This window comes from Streptomyces sp. NPDC096013 (genome assembly GCF_044763565.1).
GTDB lineage: Bacteria > Actinomycetota > Actinomycetes > Streptomycetales > Streptomycetaceae > Streptomyces.
The window spans coordinates 76,583-99,783 of the sequence record NZ_JBIWGK010000015.1 but is presented as its reverse complement, the minus strand read 5'-3'; the positions used below and the strand labels follow the sequence as shown (position 1 = coordinate 99,783).

At 69.1% G+C, this 23,201-nt stretch carries 19 protein-coding genes and 3 pseudogenes; 17 read left to right on the top strand and 5 right to left on the bottom strand.

Annotated elements, in window-relative coordinates; genetic code table 11:
- Positions 1 to 402: 402 nt before the first annotated feature.
- Positions 403 to 1,542 (bottom strand): glycosyltransferase, encoded by a 1,140-nt coding sequence (locus tag ACIRB1_RS36885; RefSeq protein WP_403468580.1) that lies wholly within the window; start codon positions 1,540 to 1,542, stop codon positions 403 to 405.
- 77 nt (positions 1,543 to 1,619) lie between these two features.
- Here ACIRB1_RS36885 and ACIRB1_RS36880 point away from each other — a divergent pair, with 77 nt between their 5' ends.
- Positions 1,620 to 2,285 carry a TetR/AcrR family transcriptional regulator gene (locus ACIRB1_RS36880; protein ID WP_403468579.1) on the top strand — a complete coding sequence of 222 codons (666 nt, stop codon included), beginning with the start codon at positions 1,620 to 1,622 and terminating at the stop codon, positions 2,283 to 2,285.
- Between the two features lie 85 nt (positions 2,286 to 2,370).
- Positions 2,371 to 3,129, top strand: coding sequence for a hypothetical protein (locus ACIRB1_RS36875; protein WP_403468578.1), 759 nt, complete (start codon positions 2,371 to 2,373; stop codon positions 3,127 to 3,129).
- A 255-nt stretch (positions 3,130 to 3,384) separates the two neighbouring features.
- Here the strand turns inward: ACIRB1_RS36875 and ACIRB1_RS36870 are convergent, their stop codons facing one another.
- Positions 3,385 to 4,134 carry an SDR family oxidoreductase gene (locus ACIRB1_RS36870; protein ID WP_403468577.1) on the bottom strand — a complete coding sequence of 250 codons (750 nt, stop codon included), beginning with the start codon at positions 4,132 to 4,134 and terminating at the stop codon, positions 3,385 to 3,387.
- A gap of 75 nt (positions 4,135 to 4,209) precedes the next feature.
- Here ACIRB1_RS36870 and ACIRB1_RS36865 point away from each other — a divergent pair, with 75 nt between their 5' ends.
- On the top strand, positions 4,210 to 4,587 hold the full coding sequence (locus ACIRB1_RS36865) for a MerR family transcriptional regulator (protein ID WP_403468576.1): 378 nt from the start codon (positions 4,210 to 4,212) through the stop codon (positions 4,585 to 4,587).
- Positions 4,588 to 4,983: 396 nt separating this feature from the next.
- Here the strand turns inward: ACIRB1_RS36865 and ACIRB1_RS36860 are convergent, their stop codons facing one another.
- Positions 4,984 to 5,862 carry an alpha/beta fold hydrolase gene (locus tag ACIRB1_RS36860; RefSeq protein ID WP_403468575.1) on the bottom strand — a complete coding sequence of 293 codons (879 nt, stop codon included), beginning with the start codon at positions 5,860 to 5,862 and terminating at the stop codon, positions 4,984 to 4,986.
- A 436-nt stretch (positions 5,863 to 6,298) separates the two neighbouring features.
- Here ACIRB1_RS36860 and ACIRB1_RS36855 point away from each other — a divergent pair, with 436 nt between their 5' ends.
- Positions 6,299 to 7,798: an MFS transporter gene (locus ACIRB1_RS36855; protein WP_403468662.1), complete on the top strand. Its 1,500-nt coding sequence runs from the start codon at positions 6,299 to 6,301 to the stop codon at positions 7,796 to 7,798.
- 487 nt (positions 7,799 to 8,285) lie between these two features.
- A complete protein-coding gene (locus ACIRB1_RS36850) occupies positions 8,286 to 8,855 on the top strand; it encodes a TetR/AcrR family transcriptional regulator (RefSeq protein ID WP_403468574.1) in 570 nt (189 codons plus the stop codon).
- Between the two features lie 4 nt (positions 8,856 to 8,859).
- On the opposite strand, the gene ACIRB1_RS36845 is transcribed toward ACIRB1_RS36850, so the two are convergent.
- Entirely contained in the window at positions 8,860 to 9,405 is a 546-nt protein-coding gene (locus ACIRB1_RS36845) for a TetR/AcrR family transcriptional regulator (protein ID WP_403468573.1), read from the bottom strand.
- Between the two features lie 836 nt (positions 9,406 to 10,241).
- Here ACIRB1_RS36845 and ACIRB1_RS36840 point away from each other — a divergent pair.
- The 10 genes and pseudogenes from ACIRB1_RS36840 (at position 10,242) to ACIRB1_RS36795 (ending at position 21,259) form a co-directional block, all read left to right on the top strand.
- Positions 10,242 to 10,756: pseudogene (locus ACIRB1_RS36840) on the top strand (arabinofuranosidase catalytic domain-containing protein).
- 215 nt (positions 10,757 to 10,971) lie between these two features.
- Positions 10,972 to 12,036 (top strand): annotated as a pseudogene (locus tag ACIRB1_RS36835) (arabinofuranosidase catalytic domain-containing protein); the annotation flags it as partial.
- Positions 12,037 to 12,998: 962 nt separating this feature from the next.
- A complete protein-coding gene (locus tag ACIRB1_RS36830) occupies positions 12,999 to 14,060 on the top strand; it encodes a sugar ABC transporter substrate-binding protein (RefSeq protein ID WP_403468572.1) in 1,062 nt (353 codons plus the stop codon).
- Positions 14,061 to 14,107: 47 nt separating this feature from the next.
- Complete coding sequence (locus ACIRB1_RS36825; protein WP_403468571.1) at positions 14,108 to 15,673, top strand: sugar ABC transporter ATP-binding protein; 1,566 nt, start codon at positions 14,108 to 14,110, stop codon at positions 15,671 to 15,673.
- The gene (locus ACIRB1_RS36820; RefSeq protein WP_352182783.1) at positions 15,666 to 16,706 is read left to right on the top strand and encodes an ABC transporter permease; all 1,041 of its coding nucleotides are present in this window, start codon (positions 15,666 to 15,668) and stop codon (positions 16,704 to 16,706) included. Before ACIRB1_RS36825 ends, ACIRB1_RS36820 begins: the two co-directional genes overlap by 8 nt.
- A 93-nt stretch (positions 16,707 to 16,799) precedes the next feature.
- Positions 16,800 to 18,125 carry an L-fuconate dehydratase gene (locus ACIRB1_RS36815; protein WP_403468570.1) on the top strand — a complete coding sequence of 442 codons (1,326 nt, stop codon included), beginning with the start codon at positions 16,800 to 16,802 and terminating at the stop codon, positions 18,123 to 18,125.
- Positions 18,118 to 19,005: an amidohydrolase family protein gene (locus ACIRB1_RS36810; protein WP_403468569.1), complete on the top strand. Its 888-nt coding sequence runs from the start codon at positions 18,118 to 18,120 to the stop codon at positions 19,003 to 19,005. The genes ACIRB1_RS36815 and ACIRB1_RS36810 overlap by 8 nt, the downstream gene beginning before the upstream one ends.
- 12 nt (positions 19,006 to 19,017) lie before the next feature.
- On the top strand, positions 19,018 to 19,455 hold the full coding sequence (locus ACIRB1_RS36805) for an RbsD/FucU domain-containing protein (protein WP_403468568.1): 438 nt from the start codon (positions 19,018 to 19,020) through the stop codon (positions 19,453 to 19,455).
- Complete coding sequence (locus ACIRB1_RS36800; RefSeq protein ID WP_403468567.1) at positions 19,452 to 20,501, top strand: zinc-binding dehydrogenase; 1,050 nt, start codon at positions 19,452 to 19,454, stop codon at positions 20,499 to 20,501. The genes ACIRB1_RS36805 and ACIRB1_RS36800 overlap by 4 nt, the downstream gene beginning before the upstream one ends.
- Entirely contained in the window at positions 20,498 to 21,259 is a 762-nt protein-coding gene (locus tag ACIRB1_RS36795) for an SDR family oxidoreductase (RefSeq protein ID WP_403468566.1), read from the top strand. The genes ACIRB1_RS36800 and ACIRB1_RS36795 overlap by 4 nt, the downstream gene beginning before the upstream one ends.
- A gap of 33 nt (positions 21,260 to 21,292) precedes the next feature.
- On the opposite strand, the pseudogene ACIRB1_RS36790 reads toward ACIRB1_RS36795, so the two are convergent.
- Positions 21,293 to 21,522: pseudogene (locus ACIRB1_RS36790) on the bottom strand (RNA-guided endonuclease TnpB family protein); the annotation flags it as partial.
- Positions 21,523 to 21,533: 11 nt separating this feature from the next.
- On the opposite strand from ACIRB1_RS36790, the gene ACIRB1_RS36785 reads away from it, so the two are divergent.
- Both ACIRB1_RS36785 and ACIRB1_RS36780 read left to right on the top strand, forming a co-directional pair.
- Positions 21,534 to 22,160 (top strand): bifunctional 4-hydroxy-2-oxoglutarate aldolase/2-dehydro-3-deoxy-phosphogluconate aldolase, encoded by a 627-nt coding sequence (locus ACIRB1_RS36785; protein WP_403468565.1) that lies wholly within the window; start codon positions 21,534 to 21,536, stop codon positions 22,158 to 22,160.
- Positions 22,157 to 23,194, top strand: a complete 1,038-nt coding sequence (locus tag ACIRB1_RS36780; RefSeq protein WP_403468564.1) for a sugar kinase — start codon at positions 22,157 to 22,159, stop codon at positions 23,192 to 23,194. Before ACIRB1_RS36785 ends, ACIRB1_RS36780 begins: the two co-directional genes overlap by 4 nt.
- Positions 23,195 to 23,201 lie beyond the last annotated feature (7 nt).

Sequence of the window (23,201 nt, the reverse complement as noted above, 5' to 3'; positions counted from 1 at the left end):
GGCGCCAGCCGGAGGAGCAAGGCATCCTCGCCGGGGACCGCCACAGGCCAACCGTACCGAACAGACTTCGGCCCCGGCGAGGGCGAGCACCTACTGCCTCAGCCCGGGTCAGTCCATGGCTGAGGCACTCCCGGCGCTGGGCCCTCCATGGGCCGTCCGACAGCAGCAAGCGACGAGCGGCAACGGTAGTTGTTCGAACGGGCCCGCGGCTGGACCTACCCAAAGGTCCACACTCCGAGGCAGCCGCCCGATGGACGTCGCCAGGCATGGCCACTACCGGCGCCTGCACCAGTCGTTCGAGGGCACTCCAACACGACCGCCTCTTATGGAACATCAGCCGACTGTGCCCCCGACGATGCCCTTTGACCAGGCCAGGTAGTGAACTGAACCGTTGCTGAAGTACTAGCGCACAGTAGATGTGTGCGGGACGCGATCCCGCAGTGCGACCCACACCTCGCCCGGCGAAGGGCGCTGGCTCAGCCGTTCGGAGGCGGCCTGCGCCCGATCTCGTAGGCGCGGCTCGTGCAGCAACGCTCGTACGGCCGACGTCACGGCAGCCGAGTCCTCGCCGGAGACGACACCGGCTCCGAAGTCCGCGACCGCGGCGGCCACGATCGGCTGGTTCGCGATGCGCGGCACAAACGCCATGGGCAGGCCACGGGAAAGCGCGGCGAGCGTGGTGCCCGAACCGCCGGCGGCGACCACCGCCTGGACCCGGTCAAGCAACTGCCCGATGGGAGCGAACGGGACGGCGCGCACTCGGTCCGGGTCACCCGCGACAGCCTCCGGTGTCGCGGTGAATCCGGTCGTGACCAACGCGTCGGCACCGGCGTCGAGCACACCCCGGACGGCGGCATTGAGCAGCGTCAGGTCCTCCACAACCGTGCCGAGGGTCACCAGCACAACCGGGCGCGCACCATCGAAGGCCGGTATATCGACCACCTCGGTGGTGTCGTAGGGCGCCGCCCGGAGCGCCAACGAGGCCTCGCCGCCGGGAGCATTCGGCTCGGTCTCGAGCCAATTCGGCCACAGCTGGACGGCAGCCACCGGGGCAGGCATCGTGAGTCCGCGCTGCGTCAGGGCTCGCACCAGGCCGGCATCCAGCACCTCGTCGATCGCGGTGGCCGGGCTGTGCACGAAGGTCACCAACGGGATGTCGAGCTGTCGCGCGACCAGCGGCGCGACGTAGTCCCACATCTCCGCGACGATGACGTCCGGGCGCTCGTCGACGACCTGTGCGCGCAGCGCGTCGAAAGCCATGTCCGCGCGGATCGTCGTGAACAGGGCGACGGTCGCATCGAGCAGCTGGGAACTGTCGCTGCGATAGCCGAGAACGTCCTCCCCGAAACGGCTGTTCGTCTCTGCGAGCAATTCCGGAAGCGAGGGACCCAGGGCACGCATCGTCAGGTCGTCGGCGGTCCGGTGCAGGTCCTCCGATGCTGCTACGACCACTTGGTCCCCGGCCGCGGCGGCGGCCCTGGCCAGCGGGAGCATCGGCAGCAGATGACCGTACGCCGGGAAGGTGGTGAAGAGCGCTTTCATGACGGCAGGGGTGTCCCTTCAGCAATGACAGAGCATGCTCTGTTCATCAGAGCCAACTCTGATGAACAGTAACAGGTATGATCAACGGCGTGTCAGACGCACGAAAAGACGCTGCCGATATCGGCAGGAGAGCCGAATACGCCCAGGCCACTCGCCGTGCCATCCTCGACGCGGCCCGTGAGTTGTTCGTTCAAAAGGGCTACTTCGGCACGAAGGTGGAGGAGATCGCCCGGGCCGCCCGGGTCGCGCCGGCCACCGTGTATGCGGTCGGCGGCGGGAAGAACGGGTTGCTGCGCACGCTGGTGGAGTCCGGCACCACCGCCGACGACATCCCGGAAATACTCGCCCGGATCGAATCGTTCACCGAGCCGCGCGAGCTGATCCATTTCATCGTGCAGGCCAGCCGAGGCAAGTTCGAGGAGTGGTCCGGCCTGATGCGGCAGGTCGCCGCCGCCGCGCCGCAGGAGCCGAGGGTGCGGGAAATCCAGCTGATCGCGCACCAAGGACTGCGTGGCGGGCTCGCTCTGACCGCAGGCCGACTCGCCGCGATGGGCGCGCTTCGCGCGGATATCGACGCATCGCGGGCCACCGACGTGCTGTGGATCCATCTGTGCAATGCCGCCTACTTCATCCGCACGGACGACCTCGGCTGGACACTGGACGAGTCCGAGGCCTGGCTCAACGAGACACTGCCCGCCGTTCTGCTCGCGCGCGGGGACACGCCCGGCGAGACAGGCCAGTGACGCAGCCGCATCAGGCAATGTTCGCCCTCGCCAGAGACAGCCACCCTGCCCTACCTGTCGCGGGGGGTTGTCAGTAGGCGGTGAGATGCTGGCGCCGACCACTCCGCTCACGGTGATCATTGGAGGACCGATGCCTGGCGACGGATCTGGGTCCGACTTGTCCTCGGTCGGCTTCGAGGCTGCATGGTGTGCCACTGACTTGGGTGAATACCGACCCTGCCGCTATACCTACGAGCACTACCCCTACGAAAGCCTGCCGCCTCTCGACCCCACCGAGTTCACGGGAACCTTTCAAAGGCTGGGTGGTACCGGCGAAAGGGACTCCGAACAGGTCACGGCGCTCGATCGCTTGGCAGAAACCCTAGCGGCCAAGGGCTTGACGCTGCCTCGGGACTTCGCCACCTTCCAGGCGGACTCGAAGCTGCGCCACTCGCTGGACGCGGTCTCGGTGACCGGCTGCTGGACCGATATCTCGGAGCCACTTCCCAGTCCGGTCGAGCCTGGCGCCTTCCTCGTACGAATTCTGCGGGATCAACAGGACTGCGTCATCTGGTACCTCTACCTCCGTCCTGTGGGTGAGGCGTTCGTGGTGCACTCCTACCTCGACTACGAATACGAGTACGAGGCACAGCGCGACGGGGAGGAGACGGAGACCGATCTCGACGATCCGGAGGAGCAAAGGGCCGCCATCTTCTGGTGTGCACCCTCCTTCGAGGAGTTCGCCAGTCGGTTCTGGATCGAGAACCGTCTCTGGCGTGCCCTCCACAACAATGACCTGACCGGACTCGAGCCTCAGATGCGTGACTACCTGCGCCACTACGCACCACGTGGCGTGCCCGCATGACCGTGCGCAGAACGACTCCTGTCCGGCTCATCGCCCTCAACTGCAACGACTCCTCGCCCTGCCCGCCGCATCCCCAAACGACCAACGCGACCATCCCCTGCTCCTGGACCGGCCGCCGTCATGGCGTGGTCGACTCCAGGCCTCGCATCCGCGGCTCCCACTGCCACTGCCGCCGATGCGAGGCCGCAAGATGAGGATTCACAACTCCGGATGGGGTATTGGTAGGCCGATTTCAGAGGCAACCGACCGCCGACGTCAGTGCGCCCCGAGGGCTCCTCGGTCCGCCGTTAGCGCGGCCAGGGCCTGGTCCATCGCGGTGTTGAATTCTTCCGGCGTCAGCGGCAGCCGGGACTTGACGTCTCGACTCCACTGGTCGGCTAGGACCTCGGCGGAGCCCGTCTCGACACCGTTCAGTACCGCGTCGGCCAGGTCCGAGGGGGCGATCTTGTCCACGGGCCAGCCCGCGGCCATGTCGGTGTCGGCCAAGCCCAGGTGCACCGCTGTCACGAGCGTGCCCTGCTCGGCGAGTTCCAGGCGGACGCCGTTGGTCATGGCCCAGGCGGCTGCCTTGGTCAGGTGGTAGGCATTGGCGCCCTTGCCCCCGAACCACGACATGGCGGAGAGGACGTTGACGATCGCGCCCCCGCCGTTCCTGGCGAGCGACGGCGCGAACTCCCGGATCATTCCCAGGTGGCCGAACATGTTGGTCTCCATCTCGCGCCGTACCGCGTCCAGCGAACCGGTCACGAGGTCGGTCCCCGTCTGGATGCCCGCGTTGTTGATGAGCAGCGAGACGTCCGGGGCGGCCTCGGCCGCGGCCCTCACGGATGCGGGGTCGGCGATGTCGAGGGGCAGCACCTCGACTCCGGGCAGGTCCACGGTCTCGGGTCGGCGGGCCGTCGCGTAGACCTTGCGGGCGCCCCGGTCGAGCAGGCGCTGGGCGAAGGCGCGGCCCAGGCCGCGGTTGGCTCCGGTGACAAGGGCAACTGAGTTGTTGATGTCCATGCCCGGTACGCTAAAACCTGACGTTGACGTCAGAGGCAAGTGCTGGTCTTCACGGCCGGGGGGAGAGGAATCGCCATGACCGTTTCAGAGGCCTCAACCGAGCGGCTGATCCGCATCGGCGAGGTGGCGCGGGGTGCCGGCGTCTCGGTACGCGCTGTGCGCTACTACGAGCAGCAGGGACTGCTCGTCGCGGAGCGCAGCCCGTCCGGCCAGCGGCTCTACCGGCAGGACGCCATTTCCCTTGTCACCTTCTTCCAGCAGATGTTCGCCGCAGGCCTGACCAGCCGAAAGATCACGGAACTCCTTCCATGCTGGGACTCCGGGCACACCGACTCCGAGCAACGAGCCATGCTGCGTGCCGAGCGCGATCGCATTCAGGCCAAGATGGACGACTTGCAGGCTGCCCTGGACCGTCTAGACAAGGTCATCGCGATCACGGACACGCACCCGTAGGCGCCCACGAGCACGACAGAGTTGGCGCCATGCCGACGCCTCAGGGTGTCGGCGCCCACGTGAGGGTCCACGGCGCGGTGATGCCGAACTCGACCGCATCGCCGCGCGTCCACTGTCTGTCGTCCCGACGGACTACGTGGTCATCGGGGCGATTCCCTTCGGCTCCGGCGGGCTTGGACAGTGCCGCCAACCACTCCGTGTCGCCGAAGTAGCTGACGCGGATCATGCCGACGGAGACGTTCGCGTGCGGAAGGGCGCCGGCCCCAGCACGCGGTGCGGTGTCGTACCCGATCGCTCACCTCGTACGCCCACGGCCCCACTGACCCTCGTAGGCAAACCGGCCACAGGTGTCCTGGATGCCCACCATGAAGACATGCCACGGGACTGCCGGGCCGGTCAGGCCGCCGCCGCATTCAACAGCCCGGCCAGTACGTCGGGCCGTTCCAGGGCGATGAAGTGGCCGGCCTTCGGGACCTGCGCGAAGTCGGCGGCGGGGAGCAGTTGTCTGTTGGCCTCTCGGTCGGAGAGGCGGGACCAGTCCTTCTCGCCGTAGACCAAGTGGATGGGCGCCTTGACCTCGGGGTAGCGCGAGCGGGCCGCGATGAGGCTGGGCAGTGCCTGGTACACGGCTCGGGCCACTGTCGGGTACCGGGGGCGTCCGCCCACCTGGAGGAGTTCGTCCACGTAGTCCGCCTGAAGCGCGCTCTTGTCGCCGAGGCCGCCGCGCAGGATCGCGCGAAGGGCGGGCTTGGGTTCCACGCCGGCGATCACCGGGCCCACTCCGGGCATCAGGACGCCACTGACTACCACGCGGGCGAGGAGGCTTGAACGCGAGATCCCGCCGGGGAAGTCGTACGCGTTGACCGCCACGACGCGCCGTACCCGCTCCGGCAGATCGGCCGCGGTGGTCAGTGCGAGCACCGCCCCCATCGACTCACCGACCAATGTCACGTCGTGGAGGTCGAGTTCGGTGAGGAGCCGCTCGACGCCCGCGCGCATGGCCGGCTCGTCGTAGGAGGCTCCGGGGACGATCTCGGAGTAGCCCATCCCCGGCAGGTCGAGGGCGTAGACGGTGTAGTGATCCGCGATCAACGGGACGAGGTGGCGGAAGTGCTCGGCCTGGGTGCGCACGGTGTGCAGGAGAACCAGGGGGGCTCCGGTGCCCGCCTTGAGGTAGCGCAGGGTTCCCTCGCGACCGAGGCCTGCGCGAGGGGCGAGGGTGTGGCTGGTGGTCCCCGGAATGTGGATGGTGGGACGCGGGTCCTGGGTGGGCATGTCGCCGTCTCTCTGTGTGCTGGGGCTTACTCGGCCGGCTGGGCGTAGAGGCCGACCATGTCGCCGGCGAGGACGATGACGGCCGTCGCACAACGAGAAAACAGATCGGTTTCCGCCACGGTAAACGGATCGGTTTCCGGGCGCAAGCCCAACGCGTCGGCCCTACGCGCCAGCCCTAAACACCCCCCAGTCGATCCCGAGGCCACCCAGGCCGAGTCGGAGCTCGAGACCGCTCCCCCGAAGGTGCCGCAGAGCACGTCGGGGCCGCGCCGTCGAGGCAGGGCCACCGCCTTACGCGGACCCAGATCCCGCCGGATCACTGCCGAGCCGGAGGCGATCGCCGCACTTGCACCGAGGAAACCGATCTGTTTTCCTGAGCGGAAACAGATCGGTTTCCCACCGGCGTGAAGCCCATGACCAGCGACTAAGGGGAAAAGTGAGTACTACCTTCGACCGCGGAGCACCCTCCTCCGGGAAAACGGACCCAGGCCGCCGCGGCTCGCACGCCGTGCGCTGGTGGGTTCTCGTCGTGCTGGGCGTGGCGCAGCTGATGGTCACGCTGGACGCGACCGTCGTGAACATCGCACTGCCCGCGGCGCAGCATGACCTCGGTTTCAGTGACGGCAGTCGACAGTGGGTCATCACGGGGTACGCCCTGGCGTTCGGCAGCCTGCTGCTGCTCGGAGGCCGTCTCGGGGATCTGTTCGGCCGACGTACGACCTTCGTGACCGGCCTGGTCGGCTTCGCGGCCGCGTCCGTCGTCGGCGGAGCTGCCGGCAGCTTCGAGATACTCGTCGGGGCACGTGTGGCCCAGGGCCTCTTTGCCGCGCTGCTCGCTCCCGCGGCGCTCTCCCTGCTCAGCGTTACCTTCACCGAGCCCGCCGAGAGGCCGAAAGCCTTCGGCATCTTCAGTGCGTTGGCCGGCGCGGGCGCCGCAGTCGGGCTCCTGCTCGGCGGCATGCTCACCGAATGGGCGTCGTGGCGCTGGGTGATGTACGTGAACGTCGTATTCGCGGGCGTCGCGCTGGTCGGCGCGCTGCTGTTGCTGGCCAAGCCCGTGGTCACCGAACGACCCAAAATCGACATTCCTGGCACCGTCGTGGTGAGCGCCGCGTTGTTCGGCATCGTCTACGGATTCGCCCACGTCGAGTCGACCAGCTGGACCGACCCCGTCGCCCTCGGCTCCATGATCAGCGGCGTGGTGCTGCTCGCGGTGTTCGCCTGGCTGGAGCTCAGGGTGGCGCATCCTCTGCTGCCGCTGCGAGTCGTGCTGAACCGGACCCGGGGTGGTTCGTTCCTGGCCGTGTTCGTCCTGGGCATGGGGATGTTCTCGATCTTCCTGTTCCTGACGTATTACCTGGAGGCCAGCATCGGCTACTCGCCGATCAAGGCGGGTCTGTCCTTCCTGCCCATGGTCAGTGCCATCGTCGCCTCGTCGACCACGGTGCCTTCGCTGCTGCTGCCGAGGGTCGGCCCGAAGATCGTGGTCAGTGTCAGCTTCCTTGTCTCCGCTTCCGGCATGGCCCTGCTGACCCGGCTCACACTGGACAGCACCTACGTCGCCAACATCATGCCGGGCATGATCTTGTTGGGCCTTGGCATTGGCGGTGTGATGACCACCGCGTTCCAGGGTGCGACCGCAGGCGTGCACCACGAGGACGCGGGCGTCGCCTCGGCGCTGATCAACACCAGCCAGCAGGTGGGCGGTTCGATCAGTACGGCGCTGCTGACCACCGTTGCCTCATCGGCCGCGACCGACTACCTGTCCTCGCACAAGCCGGGCGCACTGACCGTGGCCCAGGCCGGAGTCGAGAGCTACACGGCCACCCTGGCGTGGGGCGCCGGGATCTTCGTGGTCGGTGCGGTGCTCACGGCCTTCCTGATGCCGAATTCTGCCCTGGCGCCGTCGGAGGGCGAGCCTGTGATCGCCCACTGAGCCTGAATCCCCCGCAGCGAGAAATGCCCTGCGCTGGTAGGTGTTCTCCGGGCACCTACCAGCGCAGGAGCGCAGGGCCGATTGCCGTGGTCCCGCTGCATTCCGTCTTCAGCGAACCGGTCATCACGGGCAGAGAGCCCCCACGACGCGGGCTGGATTTGCCAGGCCTGCGGACACGCCGGCCAGTGGGGGGCTACCGAGTGCCGTCACAGCACAGCGGCAAGCGAGCACTGCTGGCACACCGAACCCGGCCGAGGGCGAGCGCACCACTTCCGGACACCGCGAAGGCGGTGGCGATGTCCAGGCGCCACCCGCTGGATGATGATGGCGGCCGGCTTCTTTCCGGCCACACCCCTCGGCTTCCGGATGACGCGTCGGCATGATCCCCATGGGCTGCACCACTTCCCCGCGGCAACGAAGCCCGAGAAGCTCGACCACTGCAAACCGATCGGTTTCCAAAGGGTCGGGATCGCGTTAACCTCGCAATATGACCACCGACGCGAAGCCGAGCTCCCGCGAGCGGCTGCTGGATGCAGCGGCCACGCTCACCTACCGAGAAGGCGTCCATATCGGCGTCGACGCGCTGTGCAAGGCAGCGGGAGTGTCGAAGCGCTCCATGTACCAGCTCTTCGAGAGCAAGGACGACCTGCTGGCGGCGAGCCTGGCGGAACCCTCCTCCGCCCATGTGGCAACGCTTCTGCCAGCGGCGGACGACGACCGCTCGCCCCGCGAGCGAATCCTGCACGTCTTCGAACGGATGGAGTCAGAGGCCGGTGCACCCGACTTCCAGGGCTGCCGGTACCTCGTCGCACAGATCGAGCTCAAGGACCAGAGCCACCCCGCGAGCCAGGTGGCGTACCGGGTCAAGGCAAACCTGACAGCCTTCTTCCGCTCCGAGGCCGAGCGGGGAGGGGCGAGTGACCCGGACCTGCTGGCCCGGCAGCTGATCCTGGTCTTCGACGGCGCCAGCGCCCGTGCGGGAATCCAGGCGGACAGCCTGACCGGTCTCATCGCACCCACAGTGACCACCCTCCTCGACACGGCAGGCGTGCGCTGACGCATCACCCGCCCGGAACACCGCCTCGCCGCCCGGCAACCGGGGAAAGCCCAATAGCCGTAAGGGTGTTGCCGAGCATGCCGCAGGCGAAGAGTCCCGCGGTCTCGTCGGCGTCGGCGCCCAGCGACAGCTGTACGGTTTCCCAGATCCTCATCCAGCCGGCCCGGACGACCTCGCCGATCAGGTCATCGCCCTGCGCCTCGGCGGCGGCCACGGTGATGTATCCCTGCATCTGCATCAGGAGCGTTTCGGGACGTGTCGAGATCAGCTGCATGTACGCGTTCGTCATGGCCTGAAGAGCCCGCTCGCCGCCCTCCATTCCGTCGGCCGCCTTTTCGAAAACCAGGCGGGTGTCATCCATGCTCCGCACCAGTGCGGCGACGAAGATCGACCTCTTGTCCGGGAAGAGCCGGAAGAGGTACGGCTGCGTGACTCCGACCCGCCGGGCTATGGCCGCCGTGGACGTGCCGCGATAGCCAGTGCGCGCGAACTCGGCGACCGCCGCCCGGATGACACTCTCCCGCCTCTCCTGCGCCTCGATCCTGCCCATCCCGGCACTCCCTTGCTTGAACTCACCCACGGAAACTGATCGGTTTACCGTAGCGGAAGCCGACGAGTTTCAGGCGACCGCGGGGCGACTACCCGCGAGGACCAGACGAGCAGCCCCGCCCCAAGCCCCCATCCGTGACCGGTAGGACCGACCCCGCTCGCGTCGGCATACGACCAGCAGGACCCAGCCGTCGAAGCGCTCGCGCTCCGGCCGGGCGAGGCACCCGACCCCACCCCCGGTTACGGCGAAGTCCGCGTCCCCGTTACCGGCCCCGGCGCCAACCCCGGTGACACGAAGAAGCGGCGCGGATGCCGTAACGGCTCTGCCCTGCCCTGCCGTCGGGTGATCCTGCACAGCGACGGCATCGATGCGCGCCACGTCGGGCCGGCAACCGGCGAGACCGTGCCACCCGGGACAGCGACGCGACGATCACTCGGTGATCGCGTGGGTGATGGACACATTCACCCGATTCGACGCCTCAAGGGATGCCCTACGTCGATCTTTCATCGAATCGCGCGCCAGGCATTGACGATTGGGGTGATTTTCCTATCATCCTCAATGTCCGAAACTCCGAGTGCCGTTCGGAATATCGGACGCCTCGACCGACCCGGCTCCGCACGCGACACCGCCCGCATCACAGCCACTCCGCTGTACGCGATCGGCACGGCCCGTACTGCATGCCAACGGGAGCGACCAGCAACCGTCGGCGCGCAGGAAAAGCACCTGACCCCGCCAGGAGTTCAGCATGCCCACTGACATGTCATGCGCATGTCTAAATACACAACCCGCGTCCGCTCCCCCGCCGGTTTGCCCCTCACCGGACGTCGGACGGGCTGGTGTTCACCGTGACCCTGCCGCTCCTGCCGCCCCTGGGGCCGACGGCTCCGGCCCAGCCCGCCTCCGCGTCGGCGGCCGACGCGGCGCCCTGCGACCTGTACGCCGCGGGCGGCACACCTGGCGCGGCCGCGCACAGTACGACCGGCGTCCACTACGCCTCCTGCACCAGCACCCCCTGCCGGATCGGGCGCTCGTCGGACAACACGACCAAGAACATCGGCGTCGTGGCCCGGGCGGGGCCGCCGACGAAGCCGCTCAAGACTCCTTCTGCGCTGCTACGGCCTGTGTCATCACCCGGGTCCGCGACAAGTCCGGACACGGCCACAGCCCAGGCCACCAGGGGCCGACCGAAGCCGGCGGATCCAGCACGGCCGCGACGGCCACCCGTGAGCCACACACAGCCGGAGGCGGGAAGCGCCAGTACCTGCACATCAACGCCAAGACCAACTACTGGCGTGACGGCCTCCTCACGGACGTGCCACCGGACGTGCCCACAGGCCCACCGCCGCACTAGCTCCTCACGATGCTCCGCCGGACACCCCGCCGAATGAGCCGCGTTCGACGAGGGCCGCATCGCCGCGCCACAGGACGGTGCAGGCGGTGCCAGCGGCACCAAGACCTGAGGGCCAGGCGAGGTCTGGACGTGCTTCCCGCACTACTGAGACCTCTCGGGCAACCGGGCTGAGCACGAGCAACATCCCCACCCCCCACCTCCAAAGGAGTTCACCCATGTCCCTCCGCAAACACCCGCGGACCCTCCGCAACGCGCTGCTCGCCACAGGAGCCACCGCCGCGCTCAGTGCCGGTCTGCTCACCGGAACAGCACCCGCCGCACGCGCCGCCACCTCACTGCCCTGCGATCTCTACGCCGCCGGCGGCACACCTTGCGTGGCCGCGCACAGCACGACCCGCGCCCTGTACGCCTCCTACAACGGCCCCCTGTACCAGGTGCGCCGCGCCTCCGACAACGCCACCCGGGACATCGGCGTCCTCAACGCGGGCGGCGTCGCCAACGCCGCCACGCAGGACTCGTTCTGCGCGGGCACCACGTGTCTCATCACCGTCATCTACGACCAGTCGGGCCGGAACAACCGCCTCACCCAGGCACCCCCCGGCGGATTCTCCGGCCCGGCCGCCGGTGGCTACGACAACCTCGCCAACGCGACCGCGGCACCCACCACGGTCGCCGGACACAAGGCGTACGGCGTCTACGTGGCCTCCGGCACCGGATACCGCAACAACAACACCAACGGTGTCGCCAAGGGCGACCAGGCGGAAGGGATGTACGCCGTCCTCGACGGCACGCACTACAACGGCGGCTGCTGCTTCGACTACGGCAACGCCGAGACCAACAGCCGGGACAACGGCAACGGCACCATGGAGGCCATCTACTTCGGCAACATCAAGGTCTGGGGCTACGGCAGCGGCAACGGCCCCTGGATCATGGCCGACCTGGAGAACGGCCTGTTCTCCGGAGTCAACCAGCACTACAACGCCAACGACCCCTCGATCAGCAACCGATACCTCACCGCGATCATCAAGGGCGGCACCAATCGCTGGGCCATTCGCGGGGGCAACGCCCAGTCTGGGGGCCTCTCCACGTTCTACAACGGAGTCCGCCCCAACGTCGCGGGCTACAACCCGATGAAGAAGGAGGGAGCCATCATCCTCGGGATCGGCGGCGACAACAGTCACGGTGCGGTCGGCACCTTCTACGAGGGCGTGATGACGTCCGGCTACCCGTCGGACGCCACCGAGAACGCGGTACAGACCAGCATCACAGCGGCCGGCTACGGAAGGTAGAACCGCACGGGTCAGACAACTCCCCTGCGATCGCGGCTCGTTCGCCCACGAGCCGCGATCCGCTCGACCGACGACTTCCGGGTCCCGCAGAACGGAGACGCGGCCCTGCGCGGCACACCAGGAGTCCACACCCCGCACGGACCCGGCTCGCCTATGCGACCAAACTCAGCCCGACCGGCGCCCCTTCGGCATGAGCAGGACCTGCCGGGTGCTTGCCGGACCACCGCGTTCTCGGGGGTGGATCGACAGAGCCGCGGCCGGTCCACCCCGACGCTCACGCCCATCACTGCGATGCGGCCCCGGTCGATGCCTAGTTCGTCGGCGTGTTCGTGTAGCCGGCGCCAGCGGCGTAGGCGTCCCGGGAAGAACAGCACCGCCGGACCAGCTGAGGGGCCGGTCCTGGCCTACCAGCGCATCGTGACCTGTGTGCCGTAGTCGGTGGCTGCGTGGTGCTCGGCGGTCGTGACGTCGGTCGAGATCGGCTGGGCCGCCGAGGCAGCGCCGATGATCGGCTCCCACTTGGCGAGTGCAGGTCCCGGGACACCGACGGCCTGGCGGCCGCCGCGCGGCTACGCAGCCGCGGCAGGACTGCCCCCGGCTAGGAGTCGTCATGTTCTCCGTCCACATGACGCCATCCCACCTGCGGCGTATCACCCCTATCGGCTCCCGTACCCCCATCGGATACCTCGGCAAGGACCGCGTGCGCGACACGCGGGATTCAGACACGAGAGACATCCCATCACGGATAGGCAACATCCATGGGATGGATCCCCCCTCCGCTTCCACTAAAACCCACCACCTGCACGGTCTTGGCGCACCTTCCAGAAGTTTCAACGCACCCCCTGGACATCCGGTCGAGTCCGACCTATAAACATCCCATCTCTCCGTCAGCGACATCCACCTGTCGCATCGGCGTAACAACCCCGCTCCGGGACCAGCGCGAGGAAGTAGCCATGAGACTCAGAACCGCACTCAGCTCCACCGCGTCCGTCATCTGCGCACTGACCCTGCTCAGCGCCTGCGACAGCGGCTCCGCCACCTCTTCGTCGGGGGGCAAGCCGCTCGTGGGCGTCGACTACCCGCGGTCCGACACCGACTTCTGGAACTCGTACATCAAGTACACGCCCGACTCCGCGAAGCAGCTGGGCCTGTCCCTGAAGACCACGAACTCCCAGAACGACGTCGCCAAGCTCACCGCCAACGTGCAGACGTTCATCAGCCAGGGCGTCAAGGGTGTGGCGATGGCCCCGCAGGACACCGCCGCCATCGCGCCGACCCTGGCGCAGCTCAATGCGAAGAAGATCCCGGTCGTCACGGTCGACACCCGACCCGACAGCGGCAAGGTGTTCATGGTGGTGCGGGCCGACAACCGCGCGTACGGCGAGAAGGCATGCCGGTTCCTCGGTACGAAGCTCGGCGGCAAGGGCAAGGTCGTCATGCTGGAGGGCGGCCTCGACTCGATCAACGGCCGTGACCGCACCGAGGCGTTCAACGACTGCATAAAGAAGAACTACCCCGGCATCAAGGTGTTCGGCGAGGCCACCAACTGGGACGGGGCGGTGGCCGCGCAGAAACTGCAGACGGACCTGACCGCGCACCCGGACATCAAGGGCGTCTACATGGAGTCCAGCTTCGCCCTGTCCGGCACCCTTCAGGTGCTCAAGCAGAAGGGGCTGCTGGTCGGGCCGAAGGACAAGAAGCACGTCTTCGTCGTGTCCAACGACGGCATCCCCGAGGAGCTCAAGGACATGGCCGCCGGCAAGATCGACGCCACCGTCTCCCAGCCGGCCGACCTGTACGCCAAGTACGCCCTCTACTACGTCAAGGCCGCGATCGACGGGAAGACGTTCAAGCCGGGCAAGACGGACCACGACAGCACGATCATCCAGGTCCGCGACGGACTGCTGGAGGACCAGCTCTCCGCCCCCTTGGTCACCGCCGACGGGGCTGCCTACGGCGGTGTTGCCAGCGTCAAGAGCGACGACCCCTCGCTGTGGGGCAACAACCTCGGCTGACCCGCCCCCTCAGAGACCCAACGGCTAACCATCACTAGGCGGTTGAGATGAGCGACGGGGAGCGAGAAGCCAACCCCGCACCCGCCCCGGCGGGCGACGGGCGGGCCCCCGCGGTCGTGCCCGTCGTCGAGGCGGCGGGCATAGTCAAACGATTCGGCCCCACGGTGGCCCTCAACGGCGTCCGGATCACCATCAATCCCGGCGAGACCCACGCGCTCGTCGGCCGCAACGGCGCCGGCAAGTCGACCCTCGTGTCCGTCCTGACCGGCCTGCACGCCCCCGATGAGGGAACGGTCACCTTCGGAGGCGAGCCCGCACCACGACTCAGCGACCGTGACGCCTGGCGACAGCGCGTGGCCTGCGTCTACCAGAAGTCGACGATCATCCCCACGCTGTCCGTCGCCGAGAACCTCTTCCTGAACCGGCACCACCACGGCCCCAGCCGGCTCATCAGCTGGGGCGGCGTCCGCCGCCGGGCACAGGAACTGCTGTCGACCTGGTCGGTGGACGTCGACCCGCAGACACTCGCCGGTGAACTCGACGTCGAGCAGCGGCAGTTCGTGGAGATCGCCCGGGCACTGTCCTTCGGGGCGCGGTTCATCATCCTCGACGAGCCGACCGCGCAGCTCGACGCGGCGGCGATCAGCCGACTCTTCGACCGGATCCGCGATCTGCAACGCCAGGGCGTCACCTTTCTCTTCATCAGTCACCACCTCCAGGAGGTCTACGAGATCTGCGACATGGTGACGGTGTTCCGCGACGCCCGGCACATCGTGACCGCCCCGGTCGCCGACCTGCCCCGTGCCGAACTGGTCGCCGCCATGACCGGCGAGGCCGCCGCCGGCCTGCGGCAGGAGCGCTCCACCACCCTGGACCGGAGCACCGCACCCGCACTGTCCGTGAACGCGCTGGGCAGTGACGACACGTACACCGGAGTCACTTTCCAGGTGGGTGCCGGTGAGATCGTCGGCCTCGCGGGAGCCGCCGCCAGCGGACGCACCGAGGTCGCCGAGACCGTCGTAGGACTGCGGGCAGCGGCGACCGGGAACCTGGAGATCGCCGGACACCGGCCCCGCCCGGGCAGCGTGCCCGCCGCGCTCACGGCCGGCGCCGGGTTCGTCCCTCAGGACCGGCACCACCAGGGATTCGTCCCCGACATGTCGATCGCCGACAACGCCACCCTGTCCGTACCGAAACGGATCGGGAAGAACGGCTTCCTCAGCCGCGCCCGCCGCGACCGGCTCGCCGGCGGCATGATCGAGAACCTGGCCATCAAGACGCCGGGACCCGACCTGCCCGTCTCCAGCCTGTCCGGCGGCAACCAGCAGAAGGTCGTCATGGCCCGCGCTCTGGCCAACGATCCCCGCCTGCTGGTCCTGATCAACCCGACCGCCGGGGTGGACGTGCGCTCCAAGGAGTTCCTCCTCGGCAAGGTCGAGGAGACCGCCGAGTCGGGAACCGGAGTGCTCATCGCCTCCGACGAACTCGATGACCTCCGCATGTGCGACCGGATCCTGGTGATGTTCCAGGGCCGGGTCACCACCGAGATAGCCCGCGGCTGGCACGACCACGACCTCGTGGCCGCGATGGAAGGAGTGGACCTCAATGCCTGACACCGTCCTCGCGGACACCGCCGCCCAGGCCGTGGAACCCGGACAGAAGCGCACCGCACTGCTCGGCGGCCGGATCCCGCTGGCCCGGCTGCGTGATCTGGCGCTCGTCCCGGCGATCGTCGTCATCGCGATCGTCGGCCAGATCGTCAACCCGGTCTTCCTCCAGACGGACAACCTCATCAATGTCCTGCAAACCATGTCCGAGATGGCTCTGCTGGTCCTCGCCCAGACGATGATCCTGATCGTCAAGAAGATGGACCTCTCCCTCGAGTCCACCATGGGTCTGGCGCCCGGTGTCGCGGCCTGGCTGGTCGTCCCGGCCGGTGCCGGCCACGGACTCGGCCTGCTCTCCGGCGCCTGGTCGATCCCCATCACCCTCGCCGTGGGCGCGCTCGTCGGCGTGATCAACTCGCTGCTGATCATCCGCTTCGGCCTCAACGGCTTCATCGTCACGCTCGGCATGCTGATCGTGCTGCGCGGCCTCCTCACCGGCATCTCCGGCGGCCAGACCTTCTTCCAGCTGCCCCAGTCGATGCTCTACATCGGCACCGCCGAATGGTTCGGCATGCCCGCCTCCATCTGGATCTGTCTGGCCCTGTTCGCGATCGCCATCGTGGTGCTCGGCTGGACGAGCTTCGGCCGCTCCCTGTACGCCATCGGCGGCAACGTCGACGCCGCGAAGGCGGCCGGTATCCGTACCGACCGGGTGCTGTGGATCGTCATCGTCACCGGCAGTGTCCTCGCCGCCCTCGCCGGGCTGATGCTCTCCGGGCGGCTGGCCTCGGTCGCCTCCGCACAGGGCAACGGCTACATCTTCACGGTCTTCGCCGCCGCCGTCATCGGAGGCATCAGCCTCAACGGCGGCAAGGGCACGATGTTCGGCGCGTTCTGCGGCATCCTGCTCCTCTTCATGATCCAGAACGTGCTCACGCTGGCCGGCATCCCCGCCCAGTGGATCGGCGCCCTCAACGGCCTGATCATCCTGGTCGCCCTCGCCATCTCCCGCATCACCGGCGGCAAGGTCCAGGAGTGACCCGGGCGGCCTTACCGGCCGCTCGACCTCCGTCGCGTTCACGTCTCGTCGCAAGGGGACCGATCTCCCTTGCCCCTCACAGGAGTTGCCGCCATGTCCTCCCCCGTGCCCTCATCCGCCCGCATCATCGCTCTGGACGTCCTGGACGTGCGGTTCCCCACCTCCGAACACCTCGACGGCTCGGACGCCATGAACCCCGAGCCCGACTACTCCGCCGCCTACGTGGTCCTGCGCACCGATGCGGGCGACGGACTGGAGGGCCACGCCCTGGCCTTCACCACCGGACGCGGCAACGACGCCCAGGCCGCCGCCATCGCCACCCTCGCCCCGCATGTGGTCGGCCTGCCGGTGGAACAGGTCTGCTCCGACCTCGGCACGTTCTCCCGCTCCCTGGTCCACGACCCCCAACTGCGGTGGCTGGGACCGGAGAAGGGCGCCATCCACATGGCGATCGGCGCGGTCATCAACGCCGCCTGGGACCTCGCCGCCAAACGCGCGGGCAAGCCTGTGTGGCGCTTCCTCGGTGAGATGTCGTCCGAGGAGCTGGTCGCGCAGGTGGACTTCCGCTGGCTGTCCGACGCCCTCACCCCCGAGGAGGCGCTTCAGATCCTGCGCCGCGCCGAGGCCGGACGCCAGGAGCGCAGCGCCCATCTGCTGGAACGCGGCTACCCCGCCTACACCACCACCCCCGGCTGGCTCGGTTACTCCGACGAGAAGCTGGCCCGTCTCTCCCGTGAGGCCGTCGCGGACGGCTTCACCCAGATCAAGCTGAAGGTCGGAGCCGACCTTCAGGACGACATACGGCGGCTGCGCACGGCCCGCGAGACCGTCGGCCCGGACATCCGCATCGCCGTCGACGCCAACCAGAGATGGGACGTGCAGCCCGCCATCGACTGGATGCGGGCCCTGGCCCCCTACGACCCGTACTGGATCGAGGAGCCCACCTCTCCCGACGACATTCTTGGCCACGCCGCCATCCGCGAGGCGCTCAGTCCCATCAAGGTCGCCACCGGCGAACACATCGCCAACCGCGTGGTGTTCAAGCAGCTCCTTCAGGCCGGCGCGGTCGACATCGTCCAGATCGACTCGGCCCGCGTCGGCGGCGTCAACGAGAACATCGCCATCCTGCTGCTGGCCGCGAAGTTCGGCGTGCCGGTCTGCCCGCACGCGGGCGGCGTCGGCCTGTGCGAGATGGTGCAGCACCTGTCGATGTTCGACTACATCGCCGTCTCCGGCACCACCGAGGACCGGGTCATCGAGTACGTCGACCACCTGCACGAACACTTCGTCGACCCGGTACGCGTCGTCGACGGTCACTACCTCGCCCCGGCACAGCCCGGACTGAGCGCGCAGATGCACCCCGCCTCACTCAAGGAGTACAGCTACCCCGACGGCCCGGTCTGGTCCGCCCGTGTCTGACCTCCTCCCCCTGGTCGACGCCCACCATCATGTCTGGGACCTGGACCAGCGCCCCCAGCCCTGGCTCGACGACACCGGCCACGAGGCGATCCGCCGCAGCCACGGCATCGAGGACCTGCGGCGAGCCGCCGACCGGCCCCTGGCGGGGCGACGGCTGACCGGCACGGTGGTCGTGCAGTGCGTCGCCTCCACGGAGGAAACGACGGAACTGCTCGCCCTCGCCGGCCAGGAACCCCTGGTCGCCGCGGTGGTCGGCTGGGCGGACCTGACCTCCCCGGCGATCGGCGACGTACTCGACGCACTGCGATCCGCCCCCGGCGGCGGGTACCTGCGGGCCCTGCGCCACCTCGTGCAGGGCGAGACCGACCCCGAGTGGCTGCAACAGCCGTCCGTCGAGCGGGGCCTGCGCGCCGCACAGCACCGGGGCCTCGGCTACGACGTGCTGATCCGCAGCCATCAGTTCCCCCAGGCGATCCGCCTCGCCGAGCGCTTCCCGGACCTCCCGCTCGTCCTTGACCACGCGGGCAAACCACCCATCGGACACCAGGCGCTCTCCGACTGGAGCCACGGGGTGCGCGCACTCGCGGCCCACCCCCAGGTGCGGTGCAAGGTCTCCGGGCTCATCACCGAAGCCGACCACCGCACATGGTCCCTCGACGACATCCGTCCCGTCTGGGACACCCTGCTGGCGGCCTTCGGCCCCGAACGGCTGATGTTCGGCTCCGACTGGCCCGTCTGCGTCCTCGCCGGAGGCTGGGCGCGCTGGGCCGAAGCGGTCGAACACCTCCTGGACGACTGCTCTGCGCACGAGAAGCAGGCAGTGCTCCACGACACCGCGACCGCCTTCTACCGGCTGACCGACCACCAGAACGAGAAGTAAGGAGAAGACCGCGTGCTCCTGACGGAACTCCTGCACCCCGGCATCCTCGAAGCACTCGCCGGCGCCGGGCACGGCGCCCGTGTCCTGCTCGCCGACGGCCACTACCCCGCCAGCACCGCCGTCGGTGAACGGGCCAGAACCGTCCACCTCAACCTGGCACCCGGCACCCTCGACGTCACCACCGTCCTGGACGTCCTGCTGCGCGCCCTGCCCGTGGAATCGGCGCAGGTGATGGTGCCGCCCGAGGGCGAGCCGGAGCCACCGGCCATCGCCGACCACCGCTCCCGACTGGCACCGGTCCCCGTCGACACGCTCAGCCGCTTCGCGTTCTACGACGCCGCCCGCTCCCCCGACCTGGCCCTCGCCGTCGTCACCGGCGACACCCGTACCTACGCCAACCTGCTGCTGACCATCGGCGTCCGCGCGGAAGGGACCCTGACCCCACGATGACTCTCGCTGTTCGCTACACCTCGGCACGTACCCTCGACACCGCGCCCGCGGCCGGCTCGTCTCCCGGCCCCGGCGAGGTGGAACTGGCCCCCGCCTTCGTCGGCATCTGCGGCACCGACCTGCACATATTCCACGGGGACATGGACGCCCGGGTCGCCACGCCCGCCGTACTGGGACACGAGATGGCGGGCAGGATTGTCCGCGTCGGACCCGGCGTCGAGGGCTGGCGGCCCGGGGACGCAGTGACCGTGATGCCGCTGCGCTGGGACGGGACCTGCCCGGCCTGTCGCGCCGGCCACCAACACGTCTGCCAGCACCTGGACTTCATCGGAATCGACTCGCCCGGCGCGATGCAGCAGCGCTGGACCGTGCCCGCCTCCACCCTCGTCCGGCTGCCCGGGGGCCTGCCCCTGGACCGGGCCGCTCTCGTGGAGCCGACCGCGGTCGCGGTGCACGACGTGGGCCGCGCCGGAGTACGGGACGGCGAGAAGGCCGTGGTGGTCGGCGGCGGACCCGTAGGCATCCTCATCGCCCTGGTCGCCCGCGCCGCCGGCGCCGAGGTGCGGGTGGTGGAACTCAACGCCCACCGCCGCCTGCTCGCCGAGGAGTTGGGCCTCAGCACATGGGACCCGGCCGCCGACGACATCACCGAACTCGTCCAGCAGTGGACGGGCGGGGCCGGCGCGGACGTAGCCTTCGAGGTATCCGGCGCCGCGGCAGGCGTCGAGACCGCGGTCGATGTCCTCGGCGTGCGCGGTCGGTTGTGCCTGGTCGCCATCCACCCACGGCCCCGCGAGGTCAACCTGCACCGCTTCTTCTGGCGTGAACTCACCCTGGTCGGCGCCCGGTTGTACGAGCGCGGCGATTTCGAACGGGCCGTGACCCTGGTCGCCGACGGCACCATCCCCGCCGACCGGCTGATCAGCAAGGTCGTGCCGCTGACCGAGGCGTCGGCCGCCTTCGAGGCTTTGGAGAGCGGCGCCGACGTGATGAAGATCCTCGTCGACTGCACCGCAACCGGCGAAGCACAGGAGGCCGCCGTATGAGCATCTTCGACCTGACCGGCAGGCTCGCGGTCGTCACCGGCGCCCGCCGTGGCATCGGCCGGGCGATGGCCCGCGCGCTCGCTCAGGCCGGCGCGGACGTGATCGGCGTCAGCGCCACCCTGGAGGAGTCCGGCAGCCAGGTGGAGAAGGACGTCCTGGCCGCCGGGCGCTCCTTCGAGGCGATCCGCACCGACTTCGCCGACCCGGCCGCCGTCCACGCCCTGGGCGAGGACCTCGCCGGACGCGAACGCCCGGTGGACATCCTCGTCAACAACGCGGGCACCATCCGCCGCGATCCTGCCGCGCAACACAGTGACGCGGACTGGGAGTTGGTGCTACAGGTCAACCTCAGCGCCCAGTTCACGCTCACCCGGGCCGTGGGCGCCACGATGGCGGCCCGCGGCCGAGGAAAGATCATCTTTACCGCCTCGCTGCTCAGCTACCAGGGCGGCATCAACGTCCCCGGCTACACCGCCGCCAAGCACGGCGTCGCCGGACTGACCAAGGCACTGGCCAACGAGTGGGCCCCCCACGGCGTGAACGTCAACGCCCTCGCGCCCGGCTACATCGCCACCGACAACACCCAAGCCCTCCAGGACGATCCCGTGCGCAGCAAGGCCATCCTGGAACGCATTCCCGCCGGACGCTGGGGCACCGCCGACGACCTCGCCGGCGCCACCGTCTTCCTCGCATCCCCCGCCTCCGACTACATCCACGGCACGATCCTGCCCGTCGACGGCGGATGGCTCGGCCGCTGACTCCCCCCCTCTCCTGATGGAGGGGGATTCCCGCGGCTCGCGCCGCAGGTGTTCCCCTTCATCGCCGACTGCCCGCCCGGAGTGCTCCGTTGAGGTCGTACGCCAGCTCCACAGACAGACGCCGTCAGCCCGACAACCAGGATGTTCTTCGCCGCGTTCATGTCCCGGAACCGGCGGTCGACCGCGATCACCGCGCGGCCGTACCACCGCGCCCTGTCCTCGTGCATGCTCCGCACCTCCGACCTGGCCGCGTCGCCGATGGCGGGAGAACCCCATGACCACCAACTTCGCCACCGTGCTGGCGGGCTCGCGCCTCCTGCCCGTGCTCACTGTGCCGTCCGTCGCGAGTGCCGGCCACCTGGCCGACGCGCTCGCGGCCGGCGGCGCCCGCTGTGCGGAGGTCACCTTCCGCACGTCGGACGCCGAGCGTGTGGTGAAGGCGATGGCGGCGCACGGTGCTCTGACCGTCGGCGCCGGGACCGTGCTCACCGCGAAGCAGGCGGAACAGGCCGTGGCGGCCGGGGCCCGCTTCCTCGTCTCGCCCGGCTTCGACGACGAAGTCATCGGCGCGGCACGCGAGTTGGGGGTGCCGGTCGTGCCGGGCGTGGCGACGGCGACCGAGTTGATGCGTGCGTTGAAGGCGGGCGTCGACACGGTCAAGCTGTTCCCCGCAGAACCGCTCGGCGGCATGGCGATGCTCCGCGCGCTCGCGGCGCCCTTCCCCCGGGTTCGCTTCGTGCCGACCGGCGGCATCGGCCCCGGCCACCTGCCCGCCTACCTCGGCCACCCCTCCGTCCTCGCCGTGGGCGGCAGCTGGATCGCCACCCCCGGCCATCTCGAACGCGGAGAGTACGACGAGATCCGCCGGCTGACCGCCGAGGCAGTGGGGAGGACAACATGACCGACGTGATCGCCCTGGGCGAGGTGATGCTGCGCCTGGACCCCGGCGAGGGCCGGATTCGCACCGCCCGGAGTTTCCAGGTCTGGGAAGGCGGCGGGGAGTACAACGTCGTCCGCGGACTGCGCCGCTGCTTCGGCCTGCGCACCGCCGTCGTCACGGCCCTCGCCGACAACGCGGTCGGCCGTCTCGTCGAGGACCTGATCCTCCAGGGCGGCGTCGACCCCTCGCACATCCGCTGGGTCGAGGCCGACGGTATGGGACGCACGGCCCGCAACGGCCTGAACTTCGTCGAGCGCGGCTTCGGCATCCGCGGCGCGCTGGGCGTCAGCGACCGTGCAAACACCGCTGTCTCCCGGTTGTGCAAGGGGGACGTCGACTGGGACGCGGTGTTCTCCGCCGGGGTGCGCTGGTTCCACACGGGCGGAATCTTCGCGGGACTCTCCGACACCACCGTCGACGTCGCCGACGAGGCCATGGCGGCCGCCCGCCGCCACGGTGTCACGGTCTCCTACGATCCCAACTACCGGCCCAGCCTCTGGGACGGCCGGGGCGGCGCCGACCGCGCCCGCGAGATCGACCTGCGCCTGGCCCGGCACGCCGACGTCGTCGTGGGTGCGCTCGGGCTCACGGGTCCGCGGCCGGGCGCCGTGCGGTTGGCCGACGAGGAGGTACCCGACGCCCTCGCCGCGATCGCCTCCCAGCTGCCGCGGGCGACGGTGCTGGCCACCACCCTGCGCGAGGTGCCCTCGGCCGGGGTCAACGACTGGTCCTCGCTCGCCTGGTCCCCCGAGACCGGCGTGGTGAGCGGCCCTCACATGCCCGGCCTGCACGTCTTGGACCGCATCGGCTCCGGTGACGGCTTCGCCGCGGGCCTCATCTACGGGCTGCTCACCGGTACCGGCCTGGAACGCGCCCTCGCCTACGGCACCGCGCACGGCGCCCTCACCATGACCACGCCCGGTGATGTCTCCATGGCCACGCTCGCCGAGGTCGAAGCGCTCCTCGCGAGCGCCACGGCACACATCCGACGCTGAACGACCC

What these genes read in the sequence shown, in the direction of transcription:
- ACIRB1_RS36830 (WP_403468572.1), top strand. Translation starts at nt 12,999, where the DNA reads ATGAGACTCAGAACCGCACTCAGCTCCACCGCGTCCGTCATCTGCGCA.
- ACIRB1_RS36865 (WP_403468576.1), top strand. Translation starts at nt 4,210, where the DNA reads ATGACCGTTTCAGAGGCCTCAACCGAGCGGCTGATCCGCATCGGCGAG.
- ACIRB1_RS36820 (WP_352182783.1), top strand. Translation starts at nt 15,666, where the DNA reads ATGCCTGACACCGTCCTCGCGGACACCGCCGCCCAGGCCGTGGAACCC.
- ACIRB1_RS36825 (WP_403468571.1), top strand. Translation starts at nt 14,108, where the DNA reads ATGAGCGACGGGGAGCGAGAAGCCAACCCCGCACCCGCCCCGGCGGGC.
- ACIRB1_RS36860 (WP_403468575.1), bottom strand. Translation starts at nt 5,862, where the DNA reads ATGCCCACCCAGGACCCGCGTCCCACCATCCACATTCCGGGGACCACC.
- ACIRB1_RS36875 (WP_403468578.1), top strand. Translation starts at nt 2,371, where the DNA reads ATGCTGGCGCCGACCACTCCGCTCACGGTGATCATTGGAGGACCGATG.
- ACIRB1_RS36870 (WP_403468577.1), bottom strand. Translation starts at nt 4,134, where the DNA reads ATGGACATCAACAACTCAGTTGCCCTTGTCACCGGAGCCAACCGCGGC.
- ACIRB1_RS36815 (WP_403468570.1), top strand. Translation starts at nt 16,800, where the DNA reads ATGTCCTCCCCCGTGCCCTCATCCGCCCGCATCATCGCTCTGGACGTC.
- ACIRB1_RS36885 (WP_403468580.1), bottom strand. Translation starts at nt 1,542, where the DNA reads ATGAAAGCGCTCTTCACCACCTTCCCGGCGTACGGTCATCTGCTGCCG.
- ACIRB1_RS36795 (WP_403468566.1), top strand. Translation starts at nt 20,498, where the DNA reads ATGAGCATCTTCGACCTGACCGGCAGGCTCGCGGTCGTCACCGGCGCC.
- ACIRB1_RS36785 (WP_403468565.1), top strand. Translation starts at nt 21,534, where the DNA reads ATGACCACCAACTTCGCCACCGTGCTGGCGGGCTCGCGCCTCCTGCCC.
- ACIRB1_RS36880 (WP_403468579.1), top strand. Translation starts at nt 1,620, where the DNA reads ATGATCAACGGCGTGTCAGACGCACGAAAAGACGCTGCCGATATCGGC.
- ACIRB1_RS36800 (WP_403468567.1), top strand. Translation starts at nt 19,452, where the DNA reads ATGACTCTCGCTGTTCGCTACACCTCGGCACGTACCCTCGACACCGCG.
- ACIRB1_RS36845 (WP_403468573.1), bottom strand. Translation starts at nt 9,405, where the DNA reads ATGGGCAGGATCGAGGCGCAGGAGAGGCGGGAGAGTGTCATCCGGGCG.
- ACIRB1_RS36780 (WP_403468564.1), top strand. Translation starts at nt 22,157, where the DNA reads ATGACCGACGTGATCGCCCTGGGCGAGGTGATGCTGCGCCTGGACCCC.
- ACIRB1_RS36850 (WP_403468574.1), top strand. Translation starts at nt 8,286, where the DNA reads ATGACCACCGACGCGAAGCCGAGCTCCCGCGAGCGGCTGCTGGATGCA.